At 67.7% G+C, this 25,613-nt stretch carries 23 protein-coding genes, 1 tRNA gene and 4 pseudogenes; 12 read left to right on the top strand and 16 right to left on the bottom strand.

The genetic code is table 11. The features are described 5' to 3' along the window. Positions 1-54: 54 nt before the first annotated feature. The 5 genes from lon to AO398_RS19490 all read right to left on the bottom strand — a co-directional run bounded on the left by lon (position 55) and on the right by AO398_RS19490 (position 6,590). Positions 55-2,484, bottom strand: coding sequence for an endopeptidase La (gene lon, locus AO398_RS19510; RefSeq protein ID WP_058193859.1), 2,430 nt, complete (start codon positions 2,482-2,484; stop codon positions 55-57). Positions 2,485-2,734: 250 nt separating this feature from the next. Then, on the bottom strand, positions 2,735-4,006 hold the full coding sequence (clpX, locus tag AO398_RS19505) for an ATP-dependent Clp protease ATP-binding subunit ClpX (protein WP_007567156.1): 1,272 nt from the start codon (positions 4,004-4,006) through the stop codon (positions 2,735-2,737). Between the two features lie 184 nt (positions 4,007-4,190). After that, positions 4,191-4,817, bottom strand: coding sequence for an ATP-dependent Clp protease proteolytic subunit (locus AO398_RS19500; protein WP_007567155.1), 627 nt, complete (start codon positions 4,815-4,817; stop codon positions 4,191-4,193). Between the two features lie 125 nt (positions 4,818-4,942). Next, positions 4,943-6,364 (bottom strand): trigger factor, encoded by a 1,422-nt coding sequence (gene tig / locus AO398_RS19495; protein WP_058193858.1) that lies wholly within the window; start codon positions 6,362-6,364, stop codon positions 4,943-4,945. Between the two features lie 141 nt (positions 6,365-6,505). Continuing rightward, a tRNA-Leu gene (locus AO398_RS19490) sits at positions 6,506-6,590 on the bottom strand. Positions 6,591-6,750: 160 nt separating this feature from the next. Between AO398_RS19490 and AO398_RS19485 the strand changes: the two genes are divergently transcribed. Beyond that, positions 6,751-8,250, top strand: a complete 1,500-nt coding sequence (locus tag AO398_RS19485) for a multicopper oxidase family protein (protein WP_058193857.1) — start codon at positions 6,751-6,753, stop codon at positions 8,248-8,250. On the opposite strand, the pseudogene AO398_RS19480 reads toward AO398_RS19485, so the two are convergent. Continuing rightward, positions 8,243-9,748 (bottom strand): annotated as a pseudogene (locus AO398_RS19480) (NAD(P)H-hydrate dehydratase). The gene AO398_RS19485 and the pseudogene AO398_RS19480 sit on opposite strands and share 8 nt — an antisense overlap. 194 nt (positions 9,749-9,942) lie before the next feature. Here AO398_RS19480 and AO398_RS19475 point away from each other — a divergent pair. Together AO398_RS19475 and AO398_RS29835 are read left to right on the top strand one after the other, a co-directional pair. Further along, complete coding sequence (locus tag AO398_RS19475) at positions 9,943-10,281, top strand: P-II family nitrogen regulator (RefSeq protein ID WP_003600526.1); 339 nt, start codon at positions 9,943-9,945, stop codon at positions 10,279-10,281. Positions 10,282-10,670: 389 nt separating this feature from the next. Beyond that, the gene (locus AO398_RS29835; RefSeq protein WP_082643355.1) at positions 10,671-10,850 is read left to right on the top strand and encodes a DUF2735 domain-containing protein; all 180 of its coding nucleotides are present in this window, start codon (positions 10,671-10,673) and stop codon (positions 10,848-10,850) included. 85 nt (positions 10,851-10,935) lie between these two features. On the opposite strand, the pseudogene AO398_RS19470 reads toward AO398_RS29835, so the two are convergent. Next, positions 10,936-11,958 (bottom strand): annotated as a pseudogene (locus AO398_RS19470) (glutamine synthetase beta-grasp domain-containing protein); the annotation flags it as partial. Between the two features lie 339 nt (positions 11,959-12,297). Between AO398_RS19470 and glnA the strand changes: the two are divergent. From glnA to AO398_RS19460, 4 genes are all read left to right on the top strand, one after another. Continuing rightward, on the top strand, positions 12,298-13,707 hold the full coding sequence (gene glnA, locus AO398_RS19465) for a type I glutamate--ammonia ligase (RefSeq protein WP_058193856.1): 1,410 nt from the start codon (positions 12,298-12,300) through the stop codon (positions 13,705-13,707). A gap of 160 nt (positions 13,708-13,867) precedes the next feature. Next, complete coding sequence (locus tag AO398_RS29830; protein ID WP_348272373.1) at positions 13,868-14,521, top strand: RNase A-like domain-containing protein; 654 nt, start codon at positions 13,868-13,870, stop codon at positions 14,519-14,521. Next, positions 14,457-14,798, top strand: coding sequence for a hypothetical protein (locus tag AO398_RS27630; RefSeq protein ID WP_244498824.1), 342 nt, complete (start codon positions 14,457-14,459; stop codon positions 14,796-14,798). The genes AO398_RS29830 and AO398_RS27630 overlap by 65 nt, the downstream gene beginning before the upstream one ends. Before the next feature lie 150 nt (positions 14,799-14,948). After that, positions 14,949-15,587, top strand: a complete 639-nt coding sequence (locus AO398_RS19460) for a VOC family protein (RefSeq protein ID WP_058193855.1) — start codon at positions 14,949-14,951, stop codon at positions 15,585-15,587. Positions 15,588-15,739: 152 nt separating this feature from the next. Here AO398_RS19460 and AO398_RS19455 read toward each other — a convergent pair whose 3' ends face one another. Further along, positions 15,740-16,363: a ribonuclease H-like domain-containing protein gene (locus AO398_RS19455; RefSeq protein WP_058193854.1), complete on the bottom strand. Its 624-nt coding sequence runs from the start codon at positions 16,361-16,363 to the stop codon at positions 15,740-15,742. Positions 16,364-16,441: 78 nt separating this feature from the next. Here AO398_RS19455 and AO398_RS19450 point away from each other — a divergent pair, with 78 nt between their 5' ends. Continuing rightward, positions 16,442-16,870, top strand: coding sequence for a cupin domain-containing protein (locus AO398_RS19450; RefSeq protein ID WP_058193853.1), 429 nt, complete (start codon positions 16,442-16,444; stop codon positions 16,868-16,870). A gap of 52 nt (positions 16,871-16,922) precedes the next feature. On the opposite strand, the gene AO398_RS19445 is transcribed toward AO398_RS19450, so the two are convergent. Next, a complete protein-coding gene (locus tag AO398_RS19445) occupies positions 16,923-17,600 on the bottom strand; it encodes an RNA pseudouridine synthase (protein ID WP_058193852.1) in 678 nt (225 codons plus the stop codon). Between the two features lie 159 nt (positions 17,601-17,759). Here AO398_RS19445 and ftsY point away from each other — a divergent pair, with 159 nt between their 5' ends. After that, complete coding sequence (ftsY, locus tag AO398_RS19440) at positions 17,760-19,115, top strand: signal recognition particle-docking protein FtsY (RefSeq protein ID WP_058193851.1); 1,356 nt, start codon at positions 17,760-17,762, stop codon at positions 19,113-19,115. Here the strand turns inward: ftsY and AO398_RS19435 are convergent. Both AO398_RS19435 and AO398_RS19430 read right to left on the bottom strand, forming a co-directional pair. Continuing rightward, positions 19,112-19,432 (bottom strand): annotated as a pseudogene (locus AO398_RS19435) (type II toxin-antitoxin system VapC family toxin); the annotation flags it as partial. The gene ftsY and the pseudogene AO398_RS19435 overlap by 4 nt on opposite strands. Before the next feature lie 65 nt (positions 19,433-19,497). After that, entirely contained in the window at positions 19,498-19,758 is a 261-nt protein-coding gene (locus tag AO398_RS19430; protein ID WP_058193849.1) for a type II toxin-antitoxin system VapB family antitoxin, read from the bottom strand. A gap of 87 nt (positions 19,759-19,845) precedes the next feature. On the opposite strand from AO398_RS19430, the gene AO398_RS19425 reads away from it, so the two are divergent. Further along, entirely contained in the window at positions 19,846-20,460 is a 615-nt protein-coding gene (locus AO398_RS19425; RefSeq protein WP_058193848.1) for a septation protein A, read from the top strand. A gap of 3 nt (positions 20,461-20,463) precedes the next feature. Here AO398_RS19425 and AO398_RS19420 read toward each other — a convergent pair whose 3' ends face one another. The 4 genes from AO398_RS19420 to AO398_RS19405 all read right to left on the bottom strand — a co-directional run bounded on the left by AO398_RS19420 (position 20,464) and on the right by AO398_RS19405 (position 23,039). Further along, positions 20,464-21,069 (bottom strand): DsbE family thiol:disulfide interchange protein, encoded by a 606-nt coding sequence (locus tag AO398_RS19420; RefSeq protein ID WP_058193847.1) that lies wholly within the window; start codon positions 21,067-21,069, stop codon positions 20,464-20,466. Next, positions 21,066-21,209 carry a heme exporter protein CcmD gene (gene ccmD / locus AO398_RS19415; protein ID WP_058193846.1) on the bottom strand — a complete coding sequence of 48 codons (144 nt, stop codon included), beginning with the start codon at positions 21,207-21,209 and terminating at the stop codon, positions 21,066-21,068. The genes AO398_RS19420 and ccmD overlap by 4 nt, the downstream gene beginning before the upstream one ends. A gap of 11 nt (positions 21,210-21,220) precedes the next feature. Continuing rightward, the gene (locus AO398_RS19410; RefSeq protein ID WP_058193845.1) at positions 21,221-22,018 is read right to left on the bottom strand and encodes a heme ABC transporter permease; all 798 of its coding nucleotides are present in this window, start codon (positions 22,016-22,018) and stop codon (positions 21,221-21,223) included. Positions 22,019-22,109: 91 nt separating this feature from the next. Continuing rightward, on the bottom strand, positions 22,110-23,039 hold the full coding sequence (locus AO398_RS19405; protein WP_058193844.1) for an AraC family transcriptional regulator: 930 nt from the start codon (positions 23,037-23,039) through the stop codon (positions 22,110-22,112). Between the two features lie 117 nt (positions 23,040-23,156). Here AO398_RS19405 and AO398_RS19400 point away from each other — a divergent pair, with 117 nt between their 5' ends. Then, a complete protein-coding gene (locus tag AO398_RS19400; RefSeq protein WP_058193843.1) occupies positions 23,157-24,134 on the top strand; it encodes an SDR family NAD(P)-dependent oxidoreductase in 978 nt (325 codons plus the stop codon). A 264-nt stretch (positions 24,135-24,398) separates the two neighbouring features. Further along, positions 24,399-24,776: a hypothetical protein gene (locus AO398_RS19395; RefSeq protein ID WP_058193842.1), complete on the top strand. Its 378-nt coding sequence runs from the start codon at positions 24,399-24,401 to the stop codon at positions 24,774-24,776. 558 nt (positions 24,777-25,334) lie between these two features. Here the strand turns inward: AO398_RS19395 and AO398_RS19390 are convergent. After that, a pseudogene (locus tag AO398_RS19390) lies at positions 25,335-25,613 on the bottom strand (phosphoserine aminotransferase); the annotation flags it as partial.

The raw sequence follows: 25,613 nt of genomic DNA, 5'->3' as shown, positions 1-25,613 counted from the left end.
AAAAAGCCCCCGGAGCTGGGCTCCGGGGGCTGATCTCGTCACGTCACAGGTCGGTCAGTGGGCGATGAAGGCCGCGCCTTCCTCGTCCGTCCGGGCGGGTTTAGCAGCCACCGGCAGGGGCTCCTCCCACTCGATGGCGACCGGGACACGCACCAGGGCTTTCTCCAGCACCTGATCCATGCGGGAGACCGGGATGATCTCCAGCCCGTTCTTCACGCTGTCGGGCACCTCGGCGATGTCCTTGGCGTTCTCCTCGGGGATCAGCACCGTCTTGATGCCGCCGCGCAGCGCCGCGAGCAGCTTCTCCTTCAGGCCGCCGATCGGGAGCACCCGGCCGCGAAGCGTCACCTCGCCGGTCATCGCGATATCGCGGCGCACCGCGATGCCGGTCAACGTCGAGACGATGGCGGTGGCCATGGCAATGCCGGCGGACGGGCCGTCCTTCGGGGTCGCCCCCTCCGGAACGTGGACGTGGATGTCGCGACGCTCGAACAGCGGCGGCTCGATCCCGAAGTCGATCGCCCGCGAACGCACATAGGATGCGGCCGCCGAGATCGACTCCTTCATCACGTCCTTCAGGTTGCCCGTGACGGTCATCTTGCCCTTGCCGGGCATCATGACACCCTCGATCGTCAGCAACTCGCCGCCGACCTCGGTCCAGGCCAGACCCGTGACCACGCCGACCTGATCGTCCGCGTCGATCTCGCCGTAGCGGAACTTCGGCGGGCCGAGGAAGACCGGAAGGGTATCCACGTTCACCGCGACCGACTTGGTCTTGGTGATCAGGATCTCCTTCACCGCCTTGCGGATCAGGTTGGACAGCTCACGCTCCAGATTACGGACGCCGGCTTCCCGCGTGTAGCGGCGGACCAGCATCATCAATCCGTCGTCGTCGATCGACCACTCGTGGGTTCCGAGGCCGTGCTTCTTCAGGGCATTCGGGATCAGGTGCTTGCGCGCGATCTCGACCTTCTCCTCCTCGGTGTATCCGGCGATACGGATCACCTCCATCCGGTCCATCAGCGGGCCCGGGATGTTGAGGGTGTTGGCCGTCGTTACGAACATCACGTTCGAGAGGTCGTAATCCACCTCCAGGTAGTGGTCGTTGAAGGTGCTGTTCTGCTCCGGATCCAGCACCTCGAGGAGCGCCGCGGACGGATCGCCGCGGAAATCCATGCCCATCTTGTCGATCTCGTCGAGCAGGATGAGCGGGTTCGAGGTCTTGGCCTTGCGCATCGACTGGACGATCTTGCCGGGCATCGAACCGATATAGGTCCGGCGGTGGCCGCGGATCTCGGCCTCGTCCCGTACGCCACCGAGGGACATGCGGACGAACTCACGCCCCGTCGCCTTGGCGATGGACTTGCCGAGCGAGGTCTTGCCGACGCCGGGGGGGCCGACGAGGCACAGGATCGGGCCGGTGAGCTTGTTCGCCCGCTGCTGCACGGCGAGGTACTCGACGATCCGCTCCTTGACCTTGTCCAGACCGAAATGGTCGTTGTCCAACAGGACCTGGGCGCCGAGCAGATCCTTCTTGATCTTCGAGCGCTTGCCCCACGGGATGCCGAGCATCCAATCCAGATAGTTGCGCACCACCGTGGCCTCGGCCGACATCGGCGACATCTGACGGAGCTTCTTCAGCTCGGCAGTGGCCTTGTCACGGGCCTCCTTGGTGAACTTGGTCTTCTCGATCTTCTCCTCGAGCTCGGCCAGCTCGTCGCGGCCGTCCTCGGAGTCGCCCAGCTCCTTCTGGATCGCCTTCATCTGCTCGTTCAGGTAGTACTCGCGCTGGGTCTTCTCCATCTGCCGCTTGACGCGGGTCCGGATGCGCTTCTCCACCTGCAGCACGGAGATCTCGCTCTCCATCAGCGACAGCACGCGCTCAAGGCGCTGCGCCACCGTGGGCGTCTCCAAGATGCCCTGCTTGTCGGAGATCTTGACCAGCAGGTGCGAGCCGATCGTGTCAGCGAGCTTCGAGGGCTCATCGATCTGGGTCACGGCCGAGACGACCTCGGGCGAGATCTTCTTGTTGAGCTTGACGTAATTCTCGAACTCCGAGAGCACCGAGCGCGCCAGCGCCTCGGCTTCGACGCGGTCGCCGAGCTCGTCGTGCAGAGCCTCCGCGGTCGCCTCGTAATACTCGTCCGAGCGGGTGAAGCCCGTCACCTTGGCGCGGCCAATGCCCTCGACCAGCACCTTCACGGTGCCGTCGGGCAGCTTCAGCAGCTGCAGCACGGAGGCGAGGGTGCCGATCTTGTAGATCGCGTCGGTGGCGGGATCGTCGTCGCCCGCGTTGATCTGGGTCGCGAGCAGGATGTGGCGATCGGTGCGCACGGCCTCTTCGAGGGCGCGGATCGACTTCTCGCGGCCGACGAACAGGGGCACGATCATGTGCGGAAAGACGACGATGTCGCGCAGGGGCAGAACGGCGTAGGAGCCCGTCGAACCCGGGACGACCGGCTGGCGCGATTTCGACTGTGTCATAGGGGACTTCCTCTCAGGGACGCCCGGCTTCGGTTCCCCCGGTGATGGGGCGAACCGACTGCCAGGGGCCGACCGGGCCGCGAGGGTCGGAATGCTCGTGAACTTTGCGGCTGGCGACGCGGACCGCTCCTCGAAGGAGCGAGCGGCTACCGCGATGAGCCTGAGGTGGCTGCGGGGGGCAGCGTTTTCAAGATGTTCCCCGCAGCGCTCCCGGCCGGAGCCGGGCGCTTAACGCAACCCTACCAAGCGCTTACGCGCTCACGCTGGCGGGCGCTTCCTTGTTGCGGTCGCCGTGGATGTAGAGCGGGCGCGACTTGCCCTCGACCACCTCGGGACCGATCACGACCTGCTCCACGGATTCGAGACCCGGCAGATCGTACATCGTGTCGAGCAGGATCGTCTCCAGGATCGAACGCAGGCCGCGGGCGCCGGTCTTGCGCTCGATCGCCTTGCGGGCGACCAGCGACAGCGCATCGTCCTGGAACGTCAGGTCGACATTCTCCATCTCGAACAGCCGCTGGTACTGCTTGACCAAGGCGTTCTTCGGCTCCTGAAGGATCTTCTTCAGCGCAGCTTCATCGAGATCCTCGAGCGTCGCTAGGACCGGCAGGCGGCCGACGAACTCGGGGATGAGGCCGAACTTCAAGAGATCCTCGGGCTCGACCGACCGGAAGATCTCGCCGGTGCGGCGGTCGTCCGGGGCCTGCACGCTCGCGCCGAAGCCGATCGAGGTGCCCTTACCGCGCTGAGAGATGATCCGCTCCAGCCCGGCGAAGGCGCCGCCGCAGATGAACAGGATGTTGGTGGTGTCGACCTGAAGGAATTCCTGCTGCGGGTGCTTCCGGCCGCCCTGCGGCGGCACGGAGGCGACGGTGCCCTCCATGATCTTCAGGAGCGCCTGCTGCACGCCCTCGCCCGAGACGTCGCGGGTGATCGAGGGGTTGTCGGACTTGCGCGAGATCTTGTCGATCTCGTCGATGTAGACGATGCCGCGCTGCGCCCGCTCGACGTTGTAGTCGGAGGCCTGGAGCAGCTTGAGGATGATGTTTTCCACATCCTCGCCGACATAGCCGGCCTCGGTCAGCGTCGTGGCGTCCGCCATGGTGAACGGCACGTCGAGGATGCGGGCCAGCGTCTGCGCGAGCAGCGTCTTGCCCGAGCCGGTCGGCCCGATCAGCATGATGTTGGACTTAGCCAACTCGACGTCGTTGTGCTTCGTCGCGTGCGCGAGCCGCTTGTAGTGGTTGTGCACCGCGACCGAGAGGACCTTCTTGGCGAAGTCCTGGCCGATGACGTAATCGTCGAGGACGCGCCGGATCTCCTTCGGGGTCGGGACGCCGTCGCGGCTCTTCACCAGCGAGGATTTCGATTCCTCGCGGATGATGTCCATGCACAGCTCGACGCACTCGTCGCAGATGAACACGGTCGGGCCGGCGATCAGCTTGCGGACCTCGTGCTGGCTCTTGCCGCAGAACGAGCAATACAGCGTGCTCTTGGAGTCGTTGCCGCCAGTCTTGCTCATATCGGTCTCCGATTCGTCGCGTACGCAGCCGGCTAAGGGCGCACGCGCATCGCTTCAACGTAAGGGGGCCCGTTTAAAGAAACAGTATGCTGCGCGCCTTTGACCGATGGGCCCTGTCATCGGATGCAAACACGCTGCCGCGGCGGGATCAAGGCCACGCCGCGGCGGTCAGGCGACGCAACCGTCAGGCTGCGGCGGGCTCGGGACGCTTCTGGATGACCTCGTCGATGAGGCCGAACTCCTTGGCCGCATCCGCAGTCATGAAATTGTCGCGCTCCAGCGCGTTCTCAATGGCTGCGTAGTCACGGCCGGTATGCTTCACGTAGATCTCGTTCAGGCGCCGCTTAAGCGCCTCGATCTCGCGGGCATGGATCAGGATGTCCGTGGCCTGTCCCTGGAAGCCGCCGGAGGGCTGGTGGACCATGATCCGGGCATTCGGCAGGGCGAAGCGATGGCCGGGCTCACCGGCGGTGAGCAGCAGGGAGCCCATCGAGGCGGCCTGGCCGACGCAGAGGGTCGTGACCGGGCAACGGATGAACTGCATCGTGTCGTAGATCGACAGGCCCGACGTCACGACGCCGCCGGGGGAATTGATATAGAAGGAAATTTCCTTCTTGGGGTTCTCGGCCTCGAGGAACAGCAGCTGCGCCACGATCAGCGACGCACCGTAATCCTCCACGGGACCGGTGAGGAAGATGATGCGCTCGCGCAGGAGGCGGGAGTAGATGTCGAAGGCGCGCTCGCCACGGCTCGACTGCTCGACGACCATCGGCACGAGTGCGTTGTTGTAGACGTCGATCGGATCTCTCATCTCGTCCTGCCCAGAGTGAGGCCCGGGGCTGCCGCGAATCAGGGCAGCCCGGGCATGTCAGCGAACACCGGCGATGCTTAACCATCGCCTAACCCTATGCCCGCCGTCCTGGGACAGTGCGGGGCTCAGTCGGCCTTTGCCTCGGCGTTGGACTCGTCCTTGGCCTCGGCCTTGTCTGCCGGCTTCTCGCCGGTCGTGTCGTCGTTATCCTCATCGGCGAAAAGCGTCTCTTTCGAGACCGGCTCCTCGACGAGTTTGACTTGGCCGAGGACGTGGTCAACCACCTTCTCCTCGAACAGCGGCGCCCGAAGCTCGGCGAGCGCCTGCGGGTTCTTGCGGTAGAAGTCCCACACCTGCTGCTCCTGGCCCGGGAACTGCCGGACCCGAGCGATGAGGGCCTGGTTCACCTCCTCGTCGGAAACCTTGATATCGGCGCTCTCGCCGACCTGTGCAAGCACGAGTCCGAGCCGGACGCGCCGCTCGGCGATCTTCCGGTAGTCGGCCTGGGCCTTCTCCTCGGTGGTGTCCTCGTCCTCGAAGCTCTTGCCGCGGGCCTTGAGGTCCTGCTCCACCTGCGCCCAGACGCTGGCGAATTCCTGCGCGACCAGGGTCGGCGGCAGCTCGAAGGCGTACTTGCCGTCCAGCGCGTCCAGCAGGTCCTTCTTGAGCTTGCGACGCGACGCCGCTTCGAAGTCCCCGCCGATCGCCTTGGCGATCGCCTCGCGCAGCTTCTCAAGGGAGTCCATGCCGAGCGACTTGGCGAACTCGTCGTCGATCTTGGACTCGCCCGGGGCCTGGATCTTCGTGACGGTCACGTCGAACTCGGCATCCTTGCCGGCGAGGTGCTCGGCCCCGTAGGCCTCCGGGAAGGTCGCCTTGACGACGCGCTTGTCGCCGACCTTGGCGCCGACCAGCTGCTCCTCGAAGCCCGGGATGAACGAGCCGGAACCGAGCTCCAGGTCGATGCCCTCGCCCTTGCCGCCCTGGAATTCCTCGCCGTCGATGCGGCCGACGAAATCGATGGTGACGCGGTCGCCGTTCTGGGCCTCGGCGCCCTCATCCCGCTCGCTGAAGGGACGGCTCTGGCCGGCCATGCGCTGCAGGGCCTCGTCGACCTCGGACTCCTCGGGCTTCGCCACGAGCTTTTTGAGGCTGACGTCGGAGAGATCGGCCAGTTCGAAGCTCGGCATCACCTCGAGGGCGACCTTGAAGGCTAGGTCGGCCTTGGCGTCGAGCGCCTTCTCGACCTCGGCCTGGTCGGTGGGGAACTCGACCTGCGGCTCCAGAGCCAGCTTGAGGCCGTTATCGGCCACGATCTTGCGGTTGGCCTCGTTGACGGCGTTCTGCACCACCTCGGCCATGACCGAGCGGCCATAGACCTTGCGCAGATGCGCGACCGGGACCTTGCCGGGGCGGAAGCCCTTCAGCTGGACCTTGTCCTTCATGCCGGAGAGCTCGGTCGTCAGGCGCTCCTCGAGTTCCTGGGCGGCCAGCAGCACCTGAAACTCGCGCTTCAGACCCTGGGCGTTGATCTCGGTCACCTGCATCGTCGTCGTCGCTCTTCAAAAGACCTTGTGGTCGCCGGCCGGGCCGGCGTCGTGCGGCTTGGTCGAGCGGTCCGGGATACGACGGTGTCGGATACGGGGATGAGGCGGCCCCGAGCGGGGCCACGCCATCTCGAAGCGTCCTGGTGCGGGCGGAGGGGCTCGAACCCCCACGTCTTGCGACACTGGAACCTAAATCCAGCGCGTCTACCAGTTCCGCCACGCCCGCGCGCACCGACACCCGGCGCGTCGCCGGCCGCCGGAAGCGCGCCCTATAGCATGGGCCGCACGGCCCGCAGCAAAAAACTTAACCTCCCGTGGCGGCGGTGGCGCGCGCCTGGGCACACGGCTATCTACCCAGGCCCGTTGCGAGCCGCCGTCGAGATCCCATGACCCCATCCCGCCCCGTGCCGCCGACCGATCCGCGCACGGCCGCACCGTCGCGCCGAACCCTGCTCACCACGGCGGCCGCCTTCGCGCTGATGCCGGAAACCGGCTGGGCGCAGGCGACGGCTCCCGAAAAGCCGCCGGCGGCCCCGAACCCGTTGCCGTCCGAACCCACCGCCCCGGCACCCGCCCTGCCGGCCGCTCCCGGGAAGACCCGGCTGCGGCCCGAGCCCGCGGCCGAGACACCGGTCTGGTGCTTCGACGGCAAGGCCCTGCCGCCCCTGGTGCGGATCAAGCTCGGCCAGCCGGTCCGGCTCAAGGTCGAGAATCGCACCGACAAGCCGCTGTCGCTGCACTGGCACGGGGTGCGCAACGTCAACGCGATGGACGGGGTCGGCGGCGTGACCCAGGCGCCGATCCCGCCGGGGGGCAACTTCCTGTACCAGTTCACGCCCCCGGATGCCGGAACCTACCTGATCCGCCCCCTCGTGGTCGGCGGGTCGAGCGAGCCGCCCGGCCGGGGGCTGGCCGGCATGCTGATCGTCGAGGAGGCGAACCCGCCGCTGGTCGATGCCGATGTCGGCCTGGTGATGCAGGATTGGCGGCTCGAAGACGATGCCAGCCTGATGCCGTTCGGCCAGCCGCTCTTCGCCGCGACCAACGGGCGCCTCGGCAATCTCGTGACGGTCAACGGCAAGCCGGTGCCGGACACGTTCGAGACGCGCCCGGGCGCGCGGGTGCGCCTGCGTCTGGGCAATGCCTGCAACGCCCGCGGCACGCGGCTCCGGTTCGAGGGCGTGAAGGTCTATGTCGCGGCGGTGGACGGGCAGCCCACCGACACGTTCGAGCCCCTGCGCGCGACCCTGCCATTCCCCCCGGGCACCCGCTACGACCTGATGGTCGACCTGCCCGAGCAGGAAGGCGCCATCTGCGCGATCATCGCGCTCGTCGGCCAGGGCCTGACCCTGGCGACCGTGACCACGAAGGGCGCCCGCATTACCGACAAGCGACCGCCGATCGGCCCCATCGGTGAGAACAAGCGCCTGCCCGCCGAGATCAAGCTCCAGAACGCCCTGCGGCGGGACGTGGTGATCACCGGCGGGGCCTTCGTGCCGAAGGCTGCCAAGGACGCGCAGAAGGACAAGCCGGCCCCGGAGCCGATCTATACCGGCGATCCTCAGAAGATCTGGGCGGTGAACGGCACCAGCGCGACCACGGGGCTCCAGCCGATCTTCACGGTCAAGCGCGGTCAGGTTGTCGTGCTCGCGCTGCGCAACGAGACCGGCTTCCCGCAGGCCCTGCACCTGCACGGCCACTGCTTCCGCCTGCTGCATCCGTTGGACGATGGCTGGGAGCCCTACTGGCTCGACACCTTCCAGCTCCTGGAAGGCCGGACCGCCCGTATCGGCTTCCTCGCCGACAATCCGGGGCGCTGGCTAATCAGCGCCACGGTGCTGGAACGGTTCGATACGGGCCTCTGGACGATGTTCGAGGTCACTTAAGCGCGGTGTCGAGGAGGTCCCTGAGCACGGCGGGCATCAGGTCCGGGAGATCCTCGGCAATGAGGCCCGGACCGTGGCGCAGGCCGGCATCGCCGTGCAGCCAGACACCGGCCGCCGCCGCCTCGAAGGCGGGCATGCCCTGCGCCAGCAGCCCGGCGATCAGGCCGCCAAGCACGTCGCCCGAGCCGGCGGTGCCGAGATAGGGGCTGCCATGGTCGTTGATCGCCGCACGCCCGTCGGGGCTCGCGATCACCGTGTCGGACCCCTTCAGGACCACGACCGCGCCGGTGAGTGCGGCAGCGGCGCGGGTGCGGGCGACCTTGTCGGAGCCCTCGGCGGTGGCCTACGTCCCGCTGAACAGCCGCGTGAATTCGCCCTCGTGGGGGGTGAGAATAGCCTGTGCGTCGCCGTCGGCGAGATGAGCGGCCAGCAGCGGTGCCTGTCCGGCAAAGCTCGTGAGCGCATCGGCATCGAGTACGAGGCCCCGCCCGGCGGCGGCGGCCACCGCGATGCGCTCGCGGGTCGGCTCGCCGATGCCCAGGCCAGGCCCGGCCAGGACGACATTGAGGCGCTCGTCGGTGAGCATGTCGTCGAGATCGTCCGCCGTCTCGCAGGGACGCAGCATGATCGCGGTGAGCTGGGCCGCGTTTTCCGCCAAGGCGGCCTGGGGCGAGGCCAGGGTGACGAGACCCGCCCCGACCCGGAGGGCGCCCCGGGCGGCGAGCCGGGCATCGGCGGTCTTGGTGGCCGGGCCCGACAGGATCAGGGCGTGGCCGCGGGTATATTTGTGGCTCTCGCCGGTGAGGCGCGGAAAGGTCGGCGCCCACAGCTCCGGCCCGTTGCGGTAGAGTGGCGGCGTGGCAGCGGTGCGGCCGGCCTCCAGAGCCACTTGGCCCGCTCCGATATCGGCCAGGTGCCGGTGGCCGCACAGGCCTCGGCCGGGCTGGAGCAGATGCCCCAGCTTGAACGCGACGAAGGTCACGGTCTCCACAGCCCGGATCGCGACGCCGCGCACGGCACCGGTATCGCCGTCGACGCCGCTCGGCACATCGACGGCGAGCACTGGGCGGCCGGATGCATTGACGGCTTCGACCAAAGTGCGTGCGGCCCCGTCGAGGTCGCGCGACAGGCCGGCGCCGAACAGGGCATCGATCACGAGGCCGCACGGCTGCAGGGCGTCGCCCAAGGCCGCTTGCACCGGGCCAGTCCAGGCCTCGGACGCCAGGGCCGCGTCGCCCGTGAGCGCTTCGCGCTCGCCGAGCAGGCGGAGGTCGACCGCGTAGCCGCGTTCCGCCAGCAGCCGCGCGGCCACGAACCCGTCGCCGCCGTTGTTGCCGGGGCCGCACAGCACCAGAACCCGCCCGCCCTCCGGTAGCCGCATCGCAGCGCGTTCGGCGACCGCAGTCCCGGCAGCTTCCATCAGCCAGCGGCCCGGGATTCCCCCATCGATGGCCGCCGCATCGACCCGTCGCATCGCCGCGACCGTCAGCACCTGCATGCTCATCTCCACGTCTGCCCGTGCACCGAACACTGCTGATTAAAAATGCGCCACAAATTCATCGAAAGCCCGAAGGATGTGCGTAGCCTGCGCTTCGAATGGGCACTAACGTGACGCGCGTCGCGAAAACGGCGTGGCGGAGTCTTACCGACGATGTTAGAAATATCCGGCAGCGTAGCGCAGGCCCGAGCGGCATGAAGAAGATCGAAGCGATCATCAAGCCTTTCAAGCTCGACGAGGTGAAGGAGGCGCTCCAGGAGGTCGGCCTCCAGGGCATCACCGTCATCGAGGCAAAGGGCTTTGGCCGGCAGAAGGGCCACACCGAGCTCTATCGCGGCGCCGAATATGTGGTCGATTTCCTTCCCAAGGTGAAGCTCGAGATCGTGCTGTCGGATGCGCTCGTCGAGGGCGCCGTAGAGGCGATCCGCAAGTCGGCCCAGACCGGCCGGATCGGCGACGGCAAGATCTTCGTCTCAACCATCGAGGAAGCGATCCGCATCCGGACGGGCGAGACCGGCACGGACGCGATCTGAGTTTTCTTGAAACTTGGTATCTCCGGGGGGCGTAGCGAAGCCGCCAGGCAACGCGCGGTCGCGGATCGTCGTGGTCTCCCGGCTGCTGGGCTGCGCGCGCGATGACGGCGGGACGAGCCGGCATCATGTGTCGGCAACCGCATGTTCGAACAGGCTCTGGACCGTGATCCACGCATGTCTGCGCCCGTGGAGCGTGTGTCTTAATTCAGAGTCCGGCGAGCATTCTCGCGTCGAAACCCAGCTCTTTTCCCGATCTGCCTAAGAATTCACGCTGCACGAATGTCCGGCATCGGCGCGGCGGGCCATGGAGTACTGCGTCGGTAGCACCACATCCTCCGGGGAACGGACGGCCGGACTGGCCGCTTTGATCCACTCAGGAGGACCCGACGATGGCCAGTACCGACGGGCGTGAGACCGCCAAGATCTACGAATTGTCGGCGTTCCGGCGCGCCCGACCGGCGCCGCGGGCGATCGAGACGATCAAGCCCGCTCTGGTGCCGAGCATCGGCGGCGGCGCCTGGTACCACGAGGCTGCGATCCGCGACGACGAGCGCCCGCGCCGGTCCTGAAGACACGAAGCCGGGCGCGAGGGCCCTGCTCCGATGATCCGTGATGGCGGGAGCCCGAGGCGCCCGGTCCGCCTCCGGCGGCGTCGGCGGCCTCGGTCGGCACCGAAGAGATCGTCTTCAGCACCTGCGAGGCGATCTGGTAGGGGTCGCCCTGCGAGTTCGGGCGGCGATCCTCCAGATACCCCTTGTAGCCGTTGTTGACGAAGGAGTGGGGCACGCGGATCGAGGCGCCGCGGTCAGCCACGCCGTACGAGAACTCGTGGATCGAGGCGGTCTCGTGCTTGCCGGTCAGCCGCATGTGGTTGTCCGGCCCGTAGACGGCGATGTGATCCTCGCGGGCGTTCTTGAACGCCTCCATGAGCGACTCGAAATACGCTTTGCCGCCGTGTTCGCGCAGGAACGCGGTCGAGAAGTTGCAGTGCATGCCCGAGCCGTTCCAGTCGGTGTCGCCGAGCGGCTTGCAATGGTACTCGACGTCGATCCCGTAGGACTCGCACAGGCGCTGCAGCAGGTAGCGGGCCATCCACATCTCGTCGGCGGCCTTCTTGGAGCCCTTGCCGAAGATCTGGAATTCCCACTGGCCCTTGGCCACCTCGGCGTTGATGCCCTCATGGTTGATGCCGGCGTCGAGGCAGAGGTCGAGATGCTCCTCGACGATCTTGCGGGCGACATCGCCGACATTCGAGTAGCCGACGCCGGTGTAGTACGGGCCCTGCGGGGCCGGGAAGCCGCTGGCCGGGAAGCCGAGCGGGCGGCCGTCCTTGTACAGGAAGTACTCCTGCTCGAAGCCGAACCAGGCGCCGGCATCGTCCAGGATGGTGGCGCGCTTGTTGGACTCGTGCGGGGTCTTGCCGTCCGGCATCATCACTTCGCAGAGGACCAGGACGCCGTTCTTGCGGGCCGGATCGGGGAAGTGGCGCACGGGCTTGAGCATGCAGTCGGAGCTGCCGCCCTCGGCCTGCTTCGTGGACGAGCCGTCGAAGCCCCACATCGGCAGTTGGTCGAGGGTCGGGAAGCTGTCGAATTCCTTGATCTGCGTCTTGCCGCGCAGATTCGGGACCGGCGTATACCCGTCGAGCCATATATACTCGAGCTTATATTTCGTCATTCCGGTTCTCTCGTCCGTTGTCGATGCGCGATCCGGCCAAAGCCCGGGCGACGCGAACGGCTTGCCGCCGTCTCGACGGCCGCAGCCGCCCTTGCATGAAGCATGCCAGGATCTTCTCCCCCAGGGACGGGCGAGGGAGATTCGTGATCTCCGCGGTCCCCGGACCCATGACGGGCCATCGATATGGGCCAAACGCCGGGCTCCGTGAGCGATTCCTCCCGCGCGCGGGTGGCAAGGCGGCCTCCCGACGGATATCTAGCGGCGCGGCCGGTGCGGCCCGTTCCTAAGGTGCCCGCTCCGCGCGAGAATCCCCGACGACCTTCCAGGAGGATGCCCACGATGACGACTGCGGCCGACGTTCTGAAGAATATCCGGGACAACGACGTACGCTACGTGGACTTCCGGTTCACCGACCCGCGCGGCAAGTGGCAGCACGTGACGTTCGACGTGTCGCTGATCGACGACGAGATCTTCGCCGAAGGCACGATGTTCGACGGCTCCTCGATCGCCGGCTGGAAGGCGATCAATGAGTCCGACATGCTGCTGATGCCGGATCCGTCCACCGCCTGCCTCGATCCGTTCTTCTCCGCCTCGACCCTGTCGATCATCTGCGACGTGCTCGAGCCGGCCACCGGCGAGCCCTATTCCCGCGATCCACGCGGCACCGCCAAGCGCGCCGAGGCCTACCTGCAGCAGACCGGGATCGGCGACACGATCTATGTCGGCCCCGAGGCCGAGTTCTTCGTGTTCGACGACGTGAAGTTCGCCGCCGACCCCTACCGCACCGGCTTCGAGCTCGATTCGACCGAACTGCCGACCAACGGCTTCACCGATTACGAGGGCGGCAACCTCGGCCACCGGGTCCAGACCAAGGGCGGCTACTTCCCGGTCCCGCCGCAGGATTCGGCCCAGGACATGCGCGGCGAGATGCTGGCCGCGATGCAATCCATGGGCGTGAAGGTCGAGAAGCACCACCACGAGGTGGCCTCGGCCCAGCACGAGCTCGGCATGAAGTTCGACGTGCTGACCAAGCTCGCCGATCACATGCAGATCTACAAGTACTGCATCCACAACGTCGCCCAGAGCTACGGCAAGTCGGCGACGTTCATGCCCAAGCCCGTCTTCGGCGACAACGGCTCGGGCATGCACGTCCACCAGTCGATCTGGAAGGACGGCAAGCCGGTCTTCGCCGGCGACAAGTATGCCGGGCTCAGCCAGGAATGCCTTTGGTACATCGGCGGCATCATCCGCCACGCCAAGGCGCTCAACGCCTTCACCAACCCGTCGACCAATTCCTACAAGCGGCTGGTGCCGGGCTACGAGGCGCCGGTGCTGCTCGCCTACTCGGCGCGCAACCGCTCGGCTTCCTGCCGGATCCCGTGGACCAAGAGCCCGAACGCCAAGCGCGTCGAGGTCCGCTTCCCCGACCCGATGGCCAACCCCTATCTGGCCTTCTCGGCCCTGCTGATGGCCGGCCTCGACGGCATCCGCAACAAGATCGATCCGGGCCCGGCGATGGACAAGGATCTCTACGAGCTGCCCCCGAAGGAGCTGAAGCAGATCCCGACCGTGTGCGGGTCGCTCCGCGAGGCGCTCACCAGCCTCGACAAGGACCGCACCTTCCTCAAGGAGGGCGGCGTGTTCACGGACGACCAGATCGACTCGTTCATCGAGCTGAAGATGACCGAGGTGCTGCGCTACGAGATGACCCCGCACCCGATCGAGTTCGTGCAGTACTACTCGCTGTGATGTGAGAGGGGGCCGGGCGTGGAGCCCGGCCCCCTACACGATTTGACGTGACAGGATGCCGCTTAACAAACGCTGAGTCCGTCATGGAACAAAAAGCGAACTTTCTTAACAAATAAGATAATTTGCCTAATATGAGCGACCGAAGCTGGCGGGGTGCTCTATGCTTTCTGATGATATTGCTGTTCAGCGGACGCGGTGGAACCTCGCGGCTATTAAGTTTGAGCTGAAGCTTTTTCGACTCCAACTCATTGTCAAAGCCTACAATCCCGGTCAGCCGCGGGTACCTGCTGGACGTCCAGACGGCGGACAATGGACAGATGAGGATCGTCCCGTAGGTCTGGGAGCGGACGACGACGCGCATCTTATCCTCGTAGGCAATGAAGATGATCAGCGATACAAAGTTGATCTCATGGCCGAACAGGCACGTGGAGGACATACAGTAAGTCGACACGTCGGAAAGACTGACGATGAATTACTGGAGCGAATCCGTAAATCGCAATGGAGCACTCCCCTTGCGCACGGGGGGTTAAAACGGAACGGAAGTTTCTCATCGATTGATTCGGCGAACGATCTCGTAAATCAGACCATACAAGCAAACAAATCGATAGTTGATCTTGTTGCATCAGGAACTATTAAAGATGCATTTATTACCAAAGAATTTGGATACAAAACTGGCAGGGAGGCTTACAGCACAAATGGTGGCGTGTTATATTTGCGAAATACAACTGGTGTAGGCGCACTCATAATACATGAACCAACTTTATCGCGCGGATTTAGAGTTCGAACGGCACACCCCCAAACCGAGGGAGATTAAATTGACTTCCCCAGAGTTCGATGAATTCACTCGCCAATTCTATCAGGACCTGATGGAAGATATTGCAACCGAGGAGGAAATTATTACTTTTGCTCTATCTCCATTTTCAGACAATTCGAAGCGCACACGTCTGCGATCATATCTTGGCTCGATCACCAAGGACAACGTCTCGAATGAGGAGTTGCGAAAATTGTGGTGGTCGTCTTCGGCCGATGTCGTGTTCTACGACGGTGCCGAACTGAGAGCCTTCCTCGAACGGGTGCGGGATAGACTGTAACGTCCGGCCCGGGAACCAGCAGAGGAGTACTGAGGCGGCGAACGCCGTTTACGAGGTGGGTACGGTAGAAGTTGGGGCCGCTTGCCGCAGCCCCGGAATTCATTGTCTGTCGCGTTGCGATCTCGATCGTTCAATGTGGCGGATGCACGGATGCTCACCCTCGACCACCTCGTCGTCGTGGCCCCCGACCTCGCGAAGGGCGTGGCCCATGTCCGCGACTGCCTCGGCCTCGACATGCCGGAGGGCGGGCGCCATCCCGAGATGGGCACGCGCAACCACCTGCTCCGCCTCGGCACATCGACGTTCCTGGAAGTGATCGCCGTCGATCCCGAGGCAGCGCCGCCGGCACGCGCCCGCTGGTTCGGCCTGGGCGACGCCGCGCGGGTGCAAGCAGATTGGGAGGCCGGGCGGCGGCTGCGCGGCTTCGTCGCCCGGACCGATGATCTCGACACCCTGCTCGCGGCCCATCCCGATCTGCTCGGCACGGCGGCGACGATGACCCGGGGCACGCTGTCGTGGCGCTTCGGCCTGCGCCCGGACGGGACCTGGCCGGCGGACGGCGCTGCGCCCTGCGTGATGGATTGGGGCGACCGCCCGCACCCGGCCGGGACGATGCCGGATTTCGGGGCGCGGCTCGATGATTTCTCGCTGACCCATCCCGAGCCGGAGGCGGTGGCCGCGCTCCACGCGGACCTCGGCCTGACCGACCCGCCGCGGATCGAGCCCGACCCGGCCCTGCGCTGGACCGCCCGGATCGCAACGCCCTCCGGCCTGCGTACGCTGACCTGAGGACGGACCCTCCTTGCCGGCCTGATCGGGGGGTAACCGGCGAGGAGGGCCTGGCCGGGACTCGTGAGCCTCGGCAAGCGCAACCTAGCAGGGGTCCATCGCCCTGCGGTTGCCGAAACGGCTCACTCTGCCCAGGAAACCCGCACCATCGTTCACGTATGCGCGAAGATGTCGATCTCCGGCCAGCCGTCGAGGTCGAGCCGGGCGCGGGTGGGCAGGAAGGCGAAGCAGGCGGCGGCGAGATCGGTGCGGCCCTCGCGGGCCAGCATGGCGTCGAGCCGCTCCCGGGCCGCGTGGAGGTAGAGCACGTCGGAGGCCGCATAATCCTGCTGGGCCTGCGTCAGGGTCTCGGCGCCCCAGTCGGAGGATTGCTGTTGCTTCGACAGGTCGACGGCGACGAGCTCGCGGACCACGTCCTTGAGCCCATGGCGGTCGGTGTAGGTGCGGGCGAGCTTCGAGGCGATCTTGGTGCAGTAGACCGGCCCCGGCATCACCCCGAACGCCTTGAACAGCACCGCCACGTCGAACCGGGCGAAGTGGAAGATTTTCAGGACTTCTGGATCTGCGAGGACGCTTTTGAGCACGACCGGCTCCGGTCCGTCCTGGGGGATCTGGACCACGTCGGCCGTGCCGTCGCCGGTGGAGATCTGCACCACGCAGAGCCGGTCCCGGTGCGGGTTGAGGCCGAGCGTCTCGGTGTCGATGGCCACCGCCCGGCCGGCAACGTAGTCGGCGGGCAGGTCGCCGCGGTGGAGGCGTACGATCGGGCTCGGCATTTTTTTCGGACCTTGAGGGTGTCGGGCCGGTACCATTGGTGCCAAGACCCGGCAAGCGATGGACGGAGACGCGAGACCATGACGGCAGCCGAGGTGATCGCGACGCTGGGGCTGAAGCCCCACCCGGAGGGCGGCCATTACCGCGAGACGTTCCGCGATCCGCGCATGGTGGACGGCCGCTCGGTCGGTACCGCGATCTATTTTTTGCTCGACATCGGCGAGGCCTCCGCCTGGCACCGGGTCGACGCCGCCGAGATCTGGCACTGGCATGCCGGCGCGCCGCTGGTGATCACCACCAGCCCGAACGGCCACGATGCCACCGCCCAGCATCTCGGGCCGGATCTCGCTGCGGGGCAGCGCCCGCAATACGTGGTGCCGGCCGGCCATTGGCAGACCGCCACCAGCCTCGGCGCCTGGACGCTGGTCGGCTGCACGGTCTCGCCGGGCTTCGACTTTGCGGGCTTCGAGATGGCGCCCCCGGATTGGCGGCCGACGCCGCGCGGTTAAAGGCTGTCCGATCGGAGGTCGGCGATGCACGGCGCGGTCCCGTGGCCGATCCTCAGGCCGTATCCATGTCCGCCAGAGCCGCCGCGATATGTGGGGGCGGCGGCGCCTCGACGGTGATCGCGTCCCGCTTCGGGTAGAGCGGGATCGTCAGCGTCCGCGCGTGCAGGTGCAGGCTGCCGCCCCGCGGGCCGTTGCCGTAGATCGAATCCCCGAGGATCGGCCAGCCGGACGCGGCGCAATGGACCCGGAGCTGGTGCGTGCGGCCGGTGACCGGCTTCAGCTCCAGCCATGTCCGGCCGCCGGCCCGGCCGAGGACGCTCCAATGGGTCAGGGCTGGGTCGCCCGTCGGGTCGGCCTTCATCCACCAGGAGCGCGGATCGTCGGAGCGGCGCGCCAGCGGCAGGTCGATCCGGCCGGATTCCGCATCGGGGCCGCCCTCAACCACGGCCCAGTAGGTCTTGTCCACGGCGCTGCCGGCAAACAGCTTGCCGAGGCGGGCGAGCGCCTTGGCGTGACGCCCGAGCGCCAGGCAGCCCGAAGTGTCGCGGTCGAGCCGGTGCGCGGGCGCCGGGCGGCGCGGCAGGCCGAAGCGAAGACCGTCGAGATGGTCGGTCAGGGTCTCGCCGCCGCGTGGGCCCGGATGGACCGGCAGGCCCGGCGGCTTGTCGATGACGAGCAGCAGGGCATCGCGGTAGAGGAGGCGGGCACCTATGTCGAAGATGAGGGACATCCGGTCGGGCCTGAGCGCGTGCCGCCGAAGCGGCGGCCGGTTCGGCGCAGGCGAGCGCGTCAAACCAAGGACTTGGAGCCGTTGCCGATTGCAACGCGGTCGGCGACGGCTCTAGGGGTTCGACATCGGGTGGGCAAGGCGGGGCGAGGGCAAGGTTTCATGGCGAGCGAGGACAAGCCCGGCTGGTTCGGGCGCCTGTTCGGGCGCAAGGGCCAGAACACGGGCGATGGCACGGCCGAGGACAATGCGGAGACGGAGCTGCCCGCCGATGCGCCGGCCTCGCCCTCCGAGGGCCAGCCCGACTACGCCACCGGGGCGGAGGACGTCGCCCATATTCCGCTGCCGCCGGACGAATCCGAGCCTCCCGTCGCCGACGTGGTCGAGGGGGCGGACCTCCTGCCGATCGCGGGCGAGCCCGAGCGCCCCCCCGCCGGCACGGCCGGGGACGATCCGGCCCACGGCGCCGACCCAGTCGATACCGGGGACGTGAACCGGGCCCCGGTGGTCGAGCCGATGCCCGACATCCAGCCGGTGGATTCCGCCGCCGCGCTCGCCCACGATGCCGGCGCCGGGCCGGACCGGGAGCCCGAGGCCAAGGGCTGGTGGACCCGGCTCACCTCCGGGATGAAGCGGACCTCGTCGGCGCTGACCGACCGGGTCACCGGCCTGTTCACCAAGCGCAAGCTCGACGCCAACACCCTGGAGGATCTGGAGGACGCCCTGATCCAGGCCGATTTCGGACTGGAGACCGCGACGCGGATCTCGGATGCGGTGGGCAAGGGCCGCTACGAGAAGGGCATCTCGCCGGACGAGGTCCGGTCGATCCTGGCGACGGAAGTCGAGCGGGCGCTGGAACCCGTGGCGGTGCCGCTTTCCGTCGACGCGACGAAGAAGCCGTTCGTGATCCTCACGGTCGGCGTCAACGGCGCCGGCAAGACGACGACGTTGGGCAAACTCGCCTCCAAGCTGCGCGCGGAGGGCCGGACCGTGATGCTGGCGGCCGGCGACACGTTCCGGGCGGCGGCGGTGGAGCAGCTCAAGGTCTGGGGCGCGCGCACCGGCACCCCGGTGGTGAGCGGCGGGGAGGGGGCGGATGCGGCCGGTCTCGCCTTCGACGCCCTGAAGCAGGCGGCCGCCGCCGGGACCGACGTGCTGCTGATCGACACCGCCGGCCGGCTCCAGAACAAGGCCGGGCTGATGGCGGAGCTGGAGAAGATCGTCCGTGTGCTGCGCAAGCAGGACCCGGAGGCGCCGCACGCCACGATCCTCGTCCTCGACGCCACCGTGGGCCAGAACGCGATCTCGCAGGTGGAGCTGTTCTCTCAGGCCGCGCCGGTCTCGGGCCTGGTGATGACCAAGCTCGACGGCACGGCCCGCGGCGGCATCCTGGTGGCGCTGGCGGCCAAGTTCGGCCTGCCGGTCCACTTCATCGGCGTCGGCGAGGGCGTGGAGGATCTGGAGCCGTTCGCGGCCCGGGACTTCGCGCGGGCGATCGCCGGGCTGGAGAAGGATTAGGCCGCCACGCACAGGACGTCGGTCCGGGCGAAGTCGTCGCCCTTGAACAGGAGCGGCGCGTTCAGCGACCGGGCCAGCGCGTAGGCGAAGCAATCGCCGAAGTTCAGCCCGGCCGGATGCCGGCCCTTCCCGTAGCGGGCGAAGGCGTCGGCGGCGACCTGCGCGACGGCGTGGTCGACCGGCCCGAGGGCGATGTGGCGGGCCCGGATCCACGCGTTGAGCACCGCTCGCCCGTCCGCCGCACGCGATGCGACGATAGCGCATTCCAGATAAGTGGCCGCCGCCATCGCGGGGCTTTCGGCGAGTGCCAGCACACGAGAAAAGGCTTCAGCCTAGGGTTCTCGGCGCTGGATCGCGATGAAGGCTGACGAATCGACGACGATCACGCAGGAAGACCGCTCTCGTCGTAGGCGAGGATCTCCTCGATCGGACGTGGATCCACGATCCGGCTCGCTTCAAAGCGACGCCGCATCGTCTCATCGGCGGCCAGTCCCTCGGCGATGCGGCGCTCCGCCTCCTCTTCCACCCGCGCCCGCTCCCGCCGGAGCAGCTCGAGCAACAGATCCGGCGCGGCACGGTGGGTGGTGGCCGTGAGGTCGGCGAGGAGCGCTTCGACCTCGGCGTTGTCGATCGTGATGGACATCGTAGGCTCCCCGTTCCACACAGCCCCGAAACCGCCAGCCTAGCCGCCAGCCTAGCGCGGGTGCCGCATTCGAGCCAACTGACACGCATGCAGATCGAATCCGTTCCTCCCCGCCGCCACCTGCCGCCGCTCGTGAAGCTGGCGCTGGAGCTTGGGCCGCTCGTTATCTTCTTCCTGGGCAACGCCTATTCGGAGAAGCTCGGCGTCGCGCCCGACCAGAAGCTGTTCGTGGCCACCGGCGTGTTCATCGCGGCGACCGTGGTGGCGCTGGCGGTTCACTTCGTGCTGGTGCGGCGCCTGCCGATCATGCCGCTCGTGTCCGGCGTGGTCGTGGTGGTGTTCGGCGGCCTGACGCTGGCGCTGCAGGACAAGACCTTCATCATGGTCAAGCCGACCATCGTGAACGCGCTGTTCGGCACCGTGCTCCTCGGAGGCCTCGCCTTCGGGCGCTCGCTCCTGTCGGTGGTGCTCGATTCGATGTTCAGCCTCACCGAGGAGGGCTGGCGCAAGCTCACCTTCCGCTGGGGTCTGTTCTTCTTCGTCCTGGCGGCGCTGAACGAGGTCGTGTGGCGGACCCAGACCGAGGATTTCTGGGTCAATTTCAAGGTGTTCGGCATCATGCCGCTCACCGTGCTGTTCGCCATAGCCCAGACGCCGCTGCTGACCCGCTACGAGCGCAAGGAGCCGCAGCCGGGCGAGTGACGGTCAGCGGGCTGCGACCTTCCCGGCTGCCCGGATCCGCGTCAGCACGCTGGCGTAATTGTCCGGCGTGAGGATGCCGACGAGCTTGTCGCGGATCACGCCGTCCGGTCCGATCACGAAGGTCTCAGGGACCCCGTAGACGCCGAAATCGATCGCCGCGCGTCCGTCGGCATCGGCCCCGACGGCGCTGAACGGCACGCCGTGCCGGGCCAGGAAGCGCTGGCCGGCGGCCGGGTTCGGCTCCTTGTAGTCGATGCCGACCAGCCGGATCCCCGGCTCCTTGGCGAGCCGCATCAGCATCGGATGCTCGACCTGGCAGGGCGCGCACCACGAGGCGAACACGTTGATCACCGTGATCTGGCCCTTCAGGTCGGCGCTGGACAGGCCCGGCACCGGAGCGTCCCCGACCTTGAGCCCCGGGACCGCCGGCAGGGTGAAGCTCGGCACCGGCTTGCCGATCATCGCGGAGGGCAGGGCGGCCGGATCGGCGCCCGAGCGCAGGCGCAGGAACAGCACCGCGGCCAGGGCGGCAAAGGCCAGCACCGGGACGACCAGCAGCAGCGAGCGGCGGACCGGAGGCGGCCGATCCGCGATGTCGTCGCCGCTCACCGCCGATCCTCCCCAAAACCCTTGAGCGCGCGCAGCTGCGCACGCCGGTCGCGAAGCGCGTTGCCGATCAGGCCGGCCATGACCAGGGCCGTGAACGCGTAGGCGGCGACGATGAAGCCGCCATGAGACCCGAGATCCATCAGCAAGATTCCTAGACCGGCTGCCCGACCGGCATCCCGGCGGGCTTCGGCGTGAGGCGCGGCTGGGTCCGGTCGAGGCGCTCGGCCTCGCGGATGGTCAGCGTTCGCACCCGGCGGCGCATGATTTCGGTGCGCATCGCGTAGAGGTGGAGCGTGGTGCCGCCCAGCGTCGCCGCGCCGATCATGATCAGCAGCGGGTAGAGCATCGACGGGTCGATGGTGGAACCGCCCATGCGCAGGATCGAGGCCGGCTGGTGCAGGGTCGACCACCAGTTCACCGAGAACTTGATGATCGGCAGGTTCACCGCGCCGACGAGCGTCAGGATCGCCACGGCCCGGGCGGCGCGGTTCGGCTCCTCGAGGGTGCGCCACAGGGCGATGATGCCGCAATAGATCAGCAGCAGGATCAGCATCGAGGTCAGGCGCGCGTCCCAGACCCAGTAGGTGCCCCACATCGGCTTGCCCCAGAGCGAGCCGGTGACGAGGCAGATCAGCGTGAAGGCCGCCCCGATCGGCGCGGCGGCGCGATGTGCGACGTCGGCCAGGGGATGGCGCCAGACCAGGGTGCCGATCGCCGACAGGCTCATGGCGCCGTAGAAGAACACCCCGAGCCAGGCCGCCGGGACGTGGATGTACATGATCCGCACGGTCTCGCCCTGCTGGTAGTCGGGCGGCACGACGAAGAAGGTTTGGTACAGCCCCAGGCCGACCAGGCCCACCGACAGGGCGGCGAGCCACGGCACCAGGGCGCCGGACCAGCGCATGAAGTGGCTGGGATTCGACAGGCGGGTCCAGAGGGAAGGCGTCATCGCGGTTCGGTCTCGGACTGCGTCCCGGCGGTCCGGTTTCGGTCGCGTCATCGCGTCCGAAAAGCCGGCCTCCACCTTTTCCGGATGAGCTTTAGCGCAGGGTGCGGTGCAGCAACAATGCGGCCATTCTCCGCCGATACTGCATCGGGGTGCACAGCATCCGGCGGCGTAAGGCGGTCCGGAACGCAGTCTCGGATTCGTAGCCGACGGCATACGCGATGGACGCGATGCTCGCATCCGAGCGGCGCAGCCGGTCGGCGGCGAGCTGCATCCGCCAGCCGGCGAGATAGGCCAGCGGCGGCTGCCCGACCACCGCCCGGAACCGGTCTGCGAAGGTCGTGCGCGACATGCCGGCGCGCTCGGCGAGCTCCGCCAGCGTCCAGCGGCGCGCCGGCTCGGCATGCAGGGCCCCGAGCGCCCGCGTGAGCCGCGGATCGGCGAGGCCCCCGAGCCAGCCGGCCGGACGCTCGGAGGCGAGCCAGAGCCGCAGCACCTGCAGCAGCATGATCTGCGCGAGATGGTCGGCCATCAGGGTGCTGCCGGGCGCGCCGAGGCGCAACTCGACGGTCAGCTGGTCCAGCGCCCAGCGCAGGATCGCGGCCTGGTTCGAGGCGTCCCGGATCGGCACGATGGCCGGGAGCGCATCGAACAGCAGGCCGGCCGCATCACCCGAGAAGAAGAAGCGTCCGCCCACCAGGAAGAAATCGCCGCCGCCGTTGCAGGTCGCGACGCCGTTTTCCGCGTGGTCATAGATCGTGGCCGAGTCGATCGCCGGCAGCCCCGGATCGGTGGCGAGCCGGAACGGCCGCCCCCGGGTCAGCAGGAAGCAGTCGCCGGCCGCGATCCGAATGGGGACGCCCTCTCCCTCCACCGCGACCCAGCAACCGCCCCGCACCACGGTGTTGAACTTGATCCCGTCATGGGCCGGGAAGCGGATCGCCCAATCCCCGCCGGCATCGAGGCCGGCGCTGAGAACGCTCTTGGGCTTGAGCAGCGACAGGATGTCGGAGAGCGGGTCCATGGCAACAACCGGACGCCCGCACAGGAATCGCGGACGGGGCAGCATGGAGCGTCCGGCGCGCCGGGTCGATCATCGCGGCGATACAGCGGCCCATCGCCGCCGCCGCGGAGCAGGACCATGACCGATGACCAAAAGCCCCTCGGATCGGGCTTCGGTGACCGCAGCACGGCCGCCGAGGTTCTGGCCGGGCGGGATCTGACCGGGCGGTACGTCCTCGTCACCGGAGGCCATTCGGGCCTTGGCCTCGAAACCACCCGGGCGCTCGCGGAAGCCGGCGCCGCAGTGCTCGTCGGCGCGCGCGACACGAACGCCGCCCGGATGGCGACGCGAACGATTTCCGGGGTCACGGTCGATGCCCTCGACCTGTCGGACCTCGCCAGCGTCCGGCGTTTTGCCCAGCGCGTCCTGGCCACCGGCCGGCCGATCGACTGGCTGATCAACAATGCGGGCCTCATGGCCTGCCCGGAGAGAAGGGTCGGGCCGGGCTGGGAGGCGCAATTCGCGACCAACCATCTCGGTCATTTCGCCCTGACCAATCACCTCCTGCCGCTGCTCCGGCCCGGCGCCCGGGTGATCGCGGCCTCCTCGGCCGCGGCGCACCTCTCGCCGATCCGCTGGGACGATCTCCACTTCGCGTCTGGCTACGACAAGTGGCGCGCCTACGGCCAGGCGAAGACCGCCAACGCCCTGTTCGCGGTCCATCTCGACCGGCTCGGCCGGGACCGGGGCATCCGCGCCTTCTCGCTGCATCCGGGGGAAATCCTCACGCCGCTCCAGCGCCACCTGACCCGGGCCGAGATGATCGCGGAGGGCTGGCTCGACGCGTCCGGCGCGCTGGCGGACCCGACCTTCAAGACGCCGGCCCAGGGCGCCGCCACCCAGGTCTGGGCGGCGACGTCGCCCCTGCTCGACGGGCTCGGGGGGCTTTATTGCGAGGATTGCGACGTGGCCGTGCGGGCTGAAGCGGTCGAAGCGCCATTCGTGGGCGTGAAGGCGTATGCCGTGGATCCCGAGGCGGCTGAGCGGTTATGGGCGTTGTCCGCCGACCTCACCGGGGCCGGGGTCTTCGGACGATCCGCTGGTTGTGCCTCGTGACCGCGCAGACAGACGCGATTTGCGGATCTGCCGGGGCTGGACAGCGCCCGTGTGTGTACCGCTCTGACGTCAATCCGCCTGGCCGTGATACGGTCCGGGTGGATTTGCGGCTGTCCGTTCTCGCGCGAGCGTCGGAAACGGCAGGCGCCGGCGTCGCATCCCCGCGCGACCGATCGCGGGCGCTTGTCGACGCGTATCCGGTGAACTCTGTAGGGGTCATCCGAGACGTTGGCGTTCTGAGCCGCCGGAGCTAAAGCCCTCATCATGTTCAATGACGCAGCCGCTCAGCGCTATCTCGCGGGGCTAGCCCCCGTCGCCGCGCGGTCCGTGCGCTGGCTCATCTATGACCATAGCCTGCACTGGGTTTCCGTCGTGGACAGCGAGATCGCATCGCTGCGGCAAGACTGCGCGCATGTCCTGAACTCCCTGCCGGAGGAGGACGCGCGCGCGTCCCTCGTGGATGCGATCCGTGAGTTCCTGGCTCAAGGGGCGGACTTCACCCCGCAGGTGATCGCCCTCTCGTGCGTGTTGTTGATGCAGGACACGGGTGATCGCGACAGGGTTTTCGCTCGGATCCAGACCCATGTCATGGCAACCCTCGTCGACGCAGAAGACGTGGTGGTCAGGCCCGTCGCCGGATGACGCGACGATCGAAATTGTCCTGATGACGGGCTTCGATCGATTGCAGGCGTCGCGCATCCCAAGGGCTGCTTCGCCGGTTCCCGCTTTCGATCGCGAATCACGCACGACCGACAGATGTCCGCGTCGAAGACAACTCGGATGGAGACCGGCATCCCCGACATGGGGCGAACGAAATCCTCTTCCACGCGAACGGATCGGCCTCAGGCCTGAGGGTGCGACGCGGTCCTCACAACGCCGGTGAGGATCGCGGTTTGAAGCGACCGGCTTTCCAACCCGCGCTCTTACCAGTGAGCGTGCCATAACCGGCTGGGCAGCTGCCGCGTTTTGCGGCCCGGAGCCTGGATCGGGCTGCCGACGCCTCCGACATGTCCGTTGCGGAATGTGCGCCGGAAGCGCCGTATCCGGCGGTGGCCCCGCCCGGCCGACGGCAGAGGCGCGGTGGCGCGCCTGACGGGCGCCGGGCCGATGGACAGGGATGGCTGCGCCGAGAAGCGCTGCGTCGATCCGGCCGAACGCCTGCCGACAGGTTCGTACCAGCCTTGCGCCCGCCCGACCCCGCTACGCCGCTTGGCTCAGCGCCGCCTTCTCCTCGGCGAACGCCCAGTCCAGCCACGGCGTCAGCGCTTCGAGATCGGCGGTCTCGACGGTGGCGCCGCACCAGATCCGCAGGCCCGCCGGGGCGTCGCGGTAGGCGCCGAGGTCGAGGGCGACGCCCTCGCGGTCCAGGCGCTCGACGATCCCCCCGGCGAGCGCCGCCCGCGCCGCGTCGCCGCGGGCGAGCACGTCCGGGTCGGCGATCACCAGGCAGACGCCGGTGTTCGAGTAGGTCGCGGGGTC

This window comes from Methylobacterium sp. GXS13 (genome assembly GCF_001455965.1).
GTDB lineage: Bacteria > Pseudomonadota > Alphaproteobacteria > Rhizobiales > Beijerinckiaceae > Methylobacterium.
This window is presented reverse-complemented; position numbering and strand designations above follow the sequence as displayed.

Bases quoted from the DNA above. Each gene is read 5' to 3' on its own strand.
- lon (WP_058193859.1), bottom strand. From the start codon at position 2,484: ATGACACAGTCGAAATCGCGCCAGCCGGTCGTCCCGGGTTCGACGGGC.
- clpX (WP_007567156.1), bottom strand. From the start codon at position 4,006: ATGAGCAAGACTGGCGGCAACGACTCCAAGAGCACGCTGTATTGCTCG.
- AO398_RS19500 (WP_007567155.1), bottom strand. From the start codon at position 4,817: ATGAGAGATCCGATCGACGTCTACAACAACGCACTCGTGCCGATGGTC.
- tig (WP_058193858.1), bottom strand. From the start codon at position 6,364: ATGCAGGTGACCGAGATCAACGCCCAGGGTCTGAAGCGCGAGTTTCAG.
- AO398_RS19485 (WP_058193857.1), top strand. From the start codon at position 6,751: ATGACCCCATCCCGCCCCGTGCCGCCGACCGATCCGCGCACGGCCGCA.
- AO398_RS19475 (WP_003600526.1), top strand. From the start codon at position 9,943: ATGAAGAAGATCGAAGCGATCATCAAGCCTTTCAAGCTCGACGAGGTG.
- AO398_RS29835 (WP_082643355.1), top strand. From the start codon at position 10,671: ATGGCCAGTACCGACGGGCGTGAGACCGCCAAGATCTACGAATTGTCG.
- glnA (WP_058193856.1), top strand. From the start codon at position 12,298: ATGACGACTGCGGCCGACGTTCTGAAGAATATCCGGGACAACGACGTA.
- AO398_RS29830 (WP_348272373.1), top strand. From the start codon at position 13,868: ATGCTTTCTGATGATATTGCTGTTCAGCGGACGCGGTGGAACCTCGCG.
- AO398_RS27630 (WP_244498824.1), top strand. From the start codon at position 14,457: ATGAACCAACTTTATCGCGCGGATTTAGAGTTCGAACGGCACACCCCC.
- AO398_RS19460 (WP_058193855.1), top strand. From the start codon at position 14,949: ATGCTCACCCTCGACCACCTCGTCGTCGTGGCCCCCGACCTCGCGAAG.
- AO398_RS19455 (WP_058193854.1), bottom strand. From the start codon at position 16,363: ATGCCGAGCCCGATCGTACGCCTCCACCGCGGCGACCTGCCCGCCGAC.
- AO398_RS19450 (WP_058193853.1), top strand. From the start codon at position 16,442: ATGACGGCAGCCGAGGTGATCGCGACGCTGGGGCTGAAGCCCCACCCG.
- AO398_RS19445 (WP_058193852.1), bottom strand. From the start codon at position 17,600: ATGTCCCTCATCTTCGACATAGGTGCCCGCCTCCTCTACCGCGATGCC.
- ftsY (WP_058193851.1), top strand. From the start codon at position 17,760: ATGGCGAGCGAGGACAAGCCCGGCTGGTTCGGGCGCCTGTTCGGGCGC.
- AO398_RS19430 (WP_058193849.1), bottom strand. From the start codon at position 19,758: ATGTCCATCACGATCGACAACGCCGAGGTCGAAGCGCTCCTCGCCGAC.
- AO398_RS19425 (WP_058193848.1), top strand. From the start codon at position 19,846: ATGCAGATCGAATCCGTTCCTCCCCGCCGCCACCTGCCGCCGCTCGTG.
- ccmD (WP_058193846.1), bottom strand. From the start codon at position 21,209: ATGGATCTCGGGTCTCATGGCGGCTTCATCGTCGCCGCCTACGCGTTC.
- AO398_RS19410 (WP_058193845.1), bottom strand. From the start codon at position 22,018: ATGACGCCTTCCCTCTGGACCCGCCTGTCGAATCCCAGCCACTTCATG.
- AO398_RS19405 (WP_058193844.1), bottom strand. From the start codon at position 23,039: ATGGACCCGCTCTCCGACATCCTGTCGCTGCTCAAGCCCAAGAGCGTT.
- AO398_RS19400 (WP_058193843.1), top strand. From the start codon at position 23,157: ATGACCGATGACCAAAAGCCCCTCGGATCGGGCTTCGGTGACCGCAGC.
- AO398_RS19395 (WP_058193842.1), top strand. From the start codon at position 24,399: ATGTTCAATGACGCAGCCGCTCAGCGCTATCTCGCGGGGCTAGCCCCC.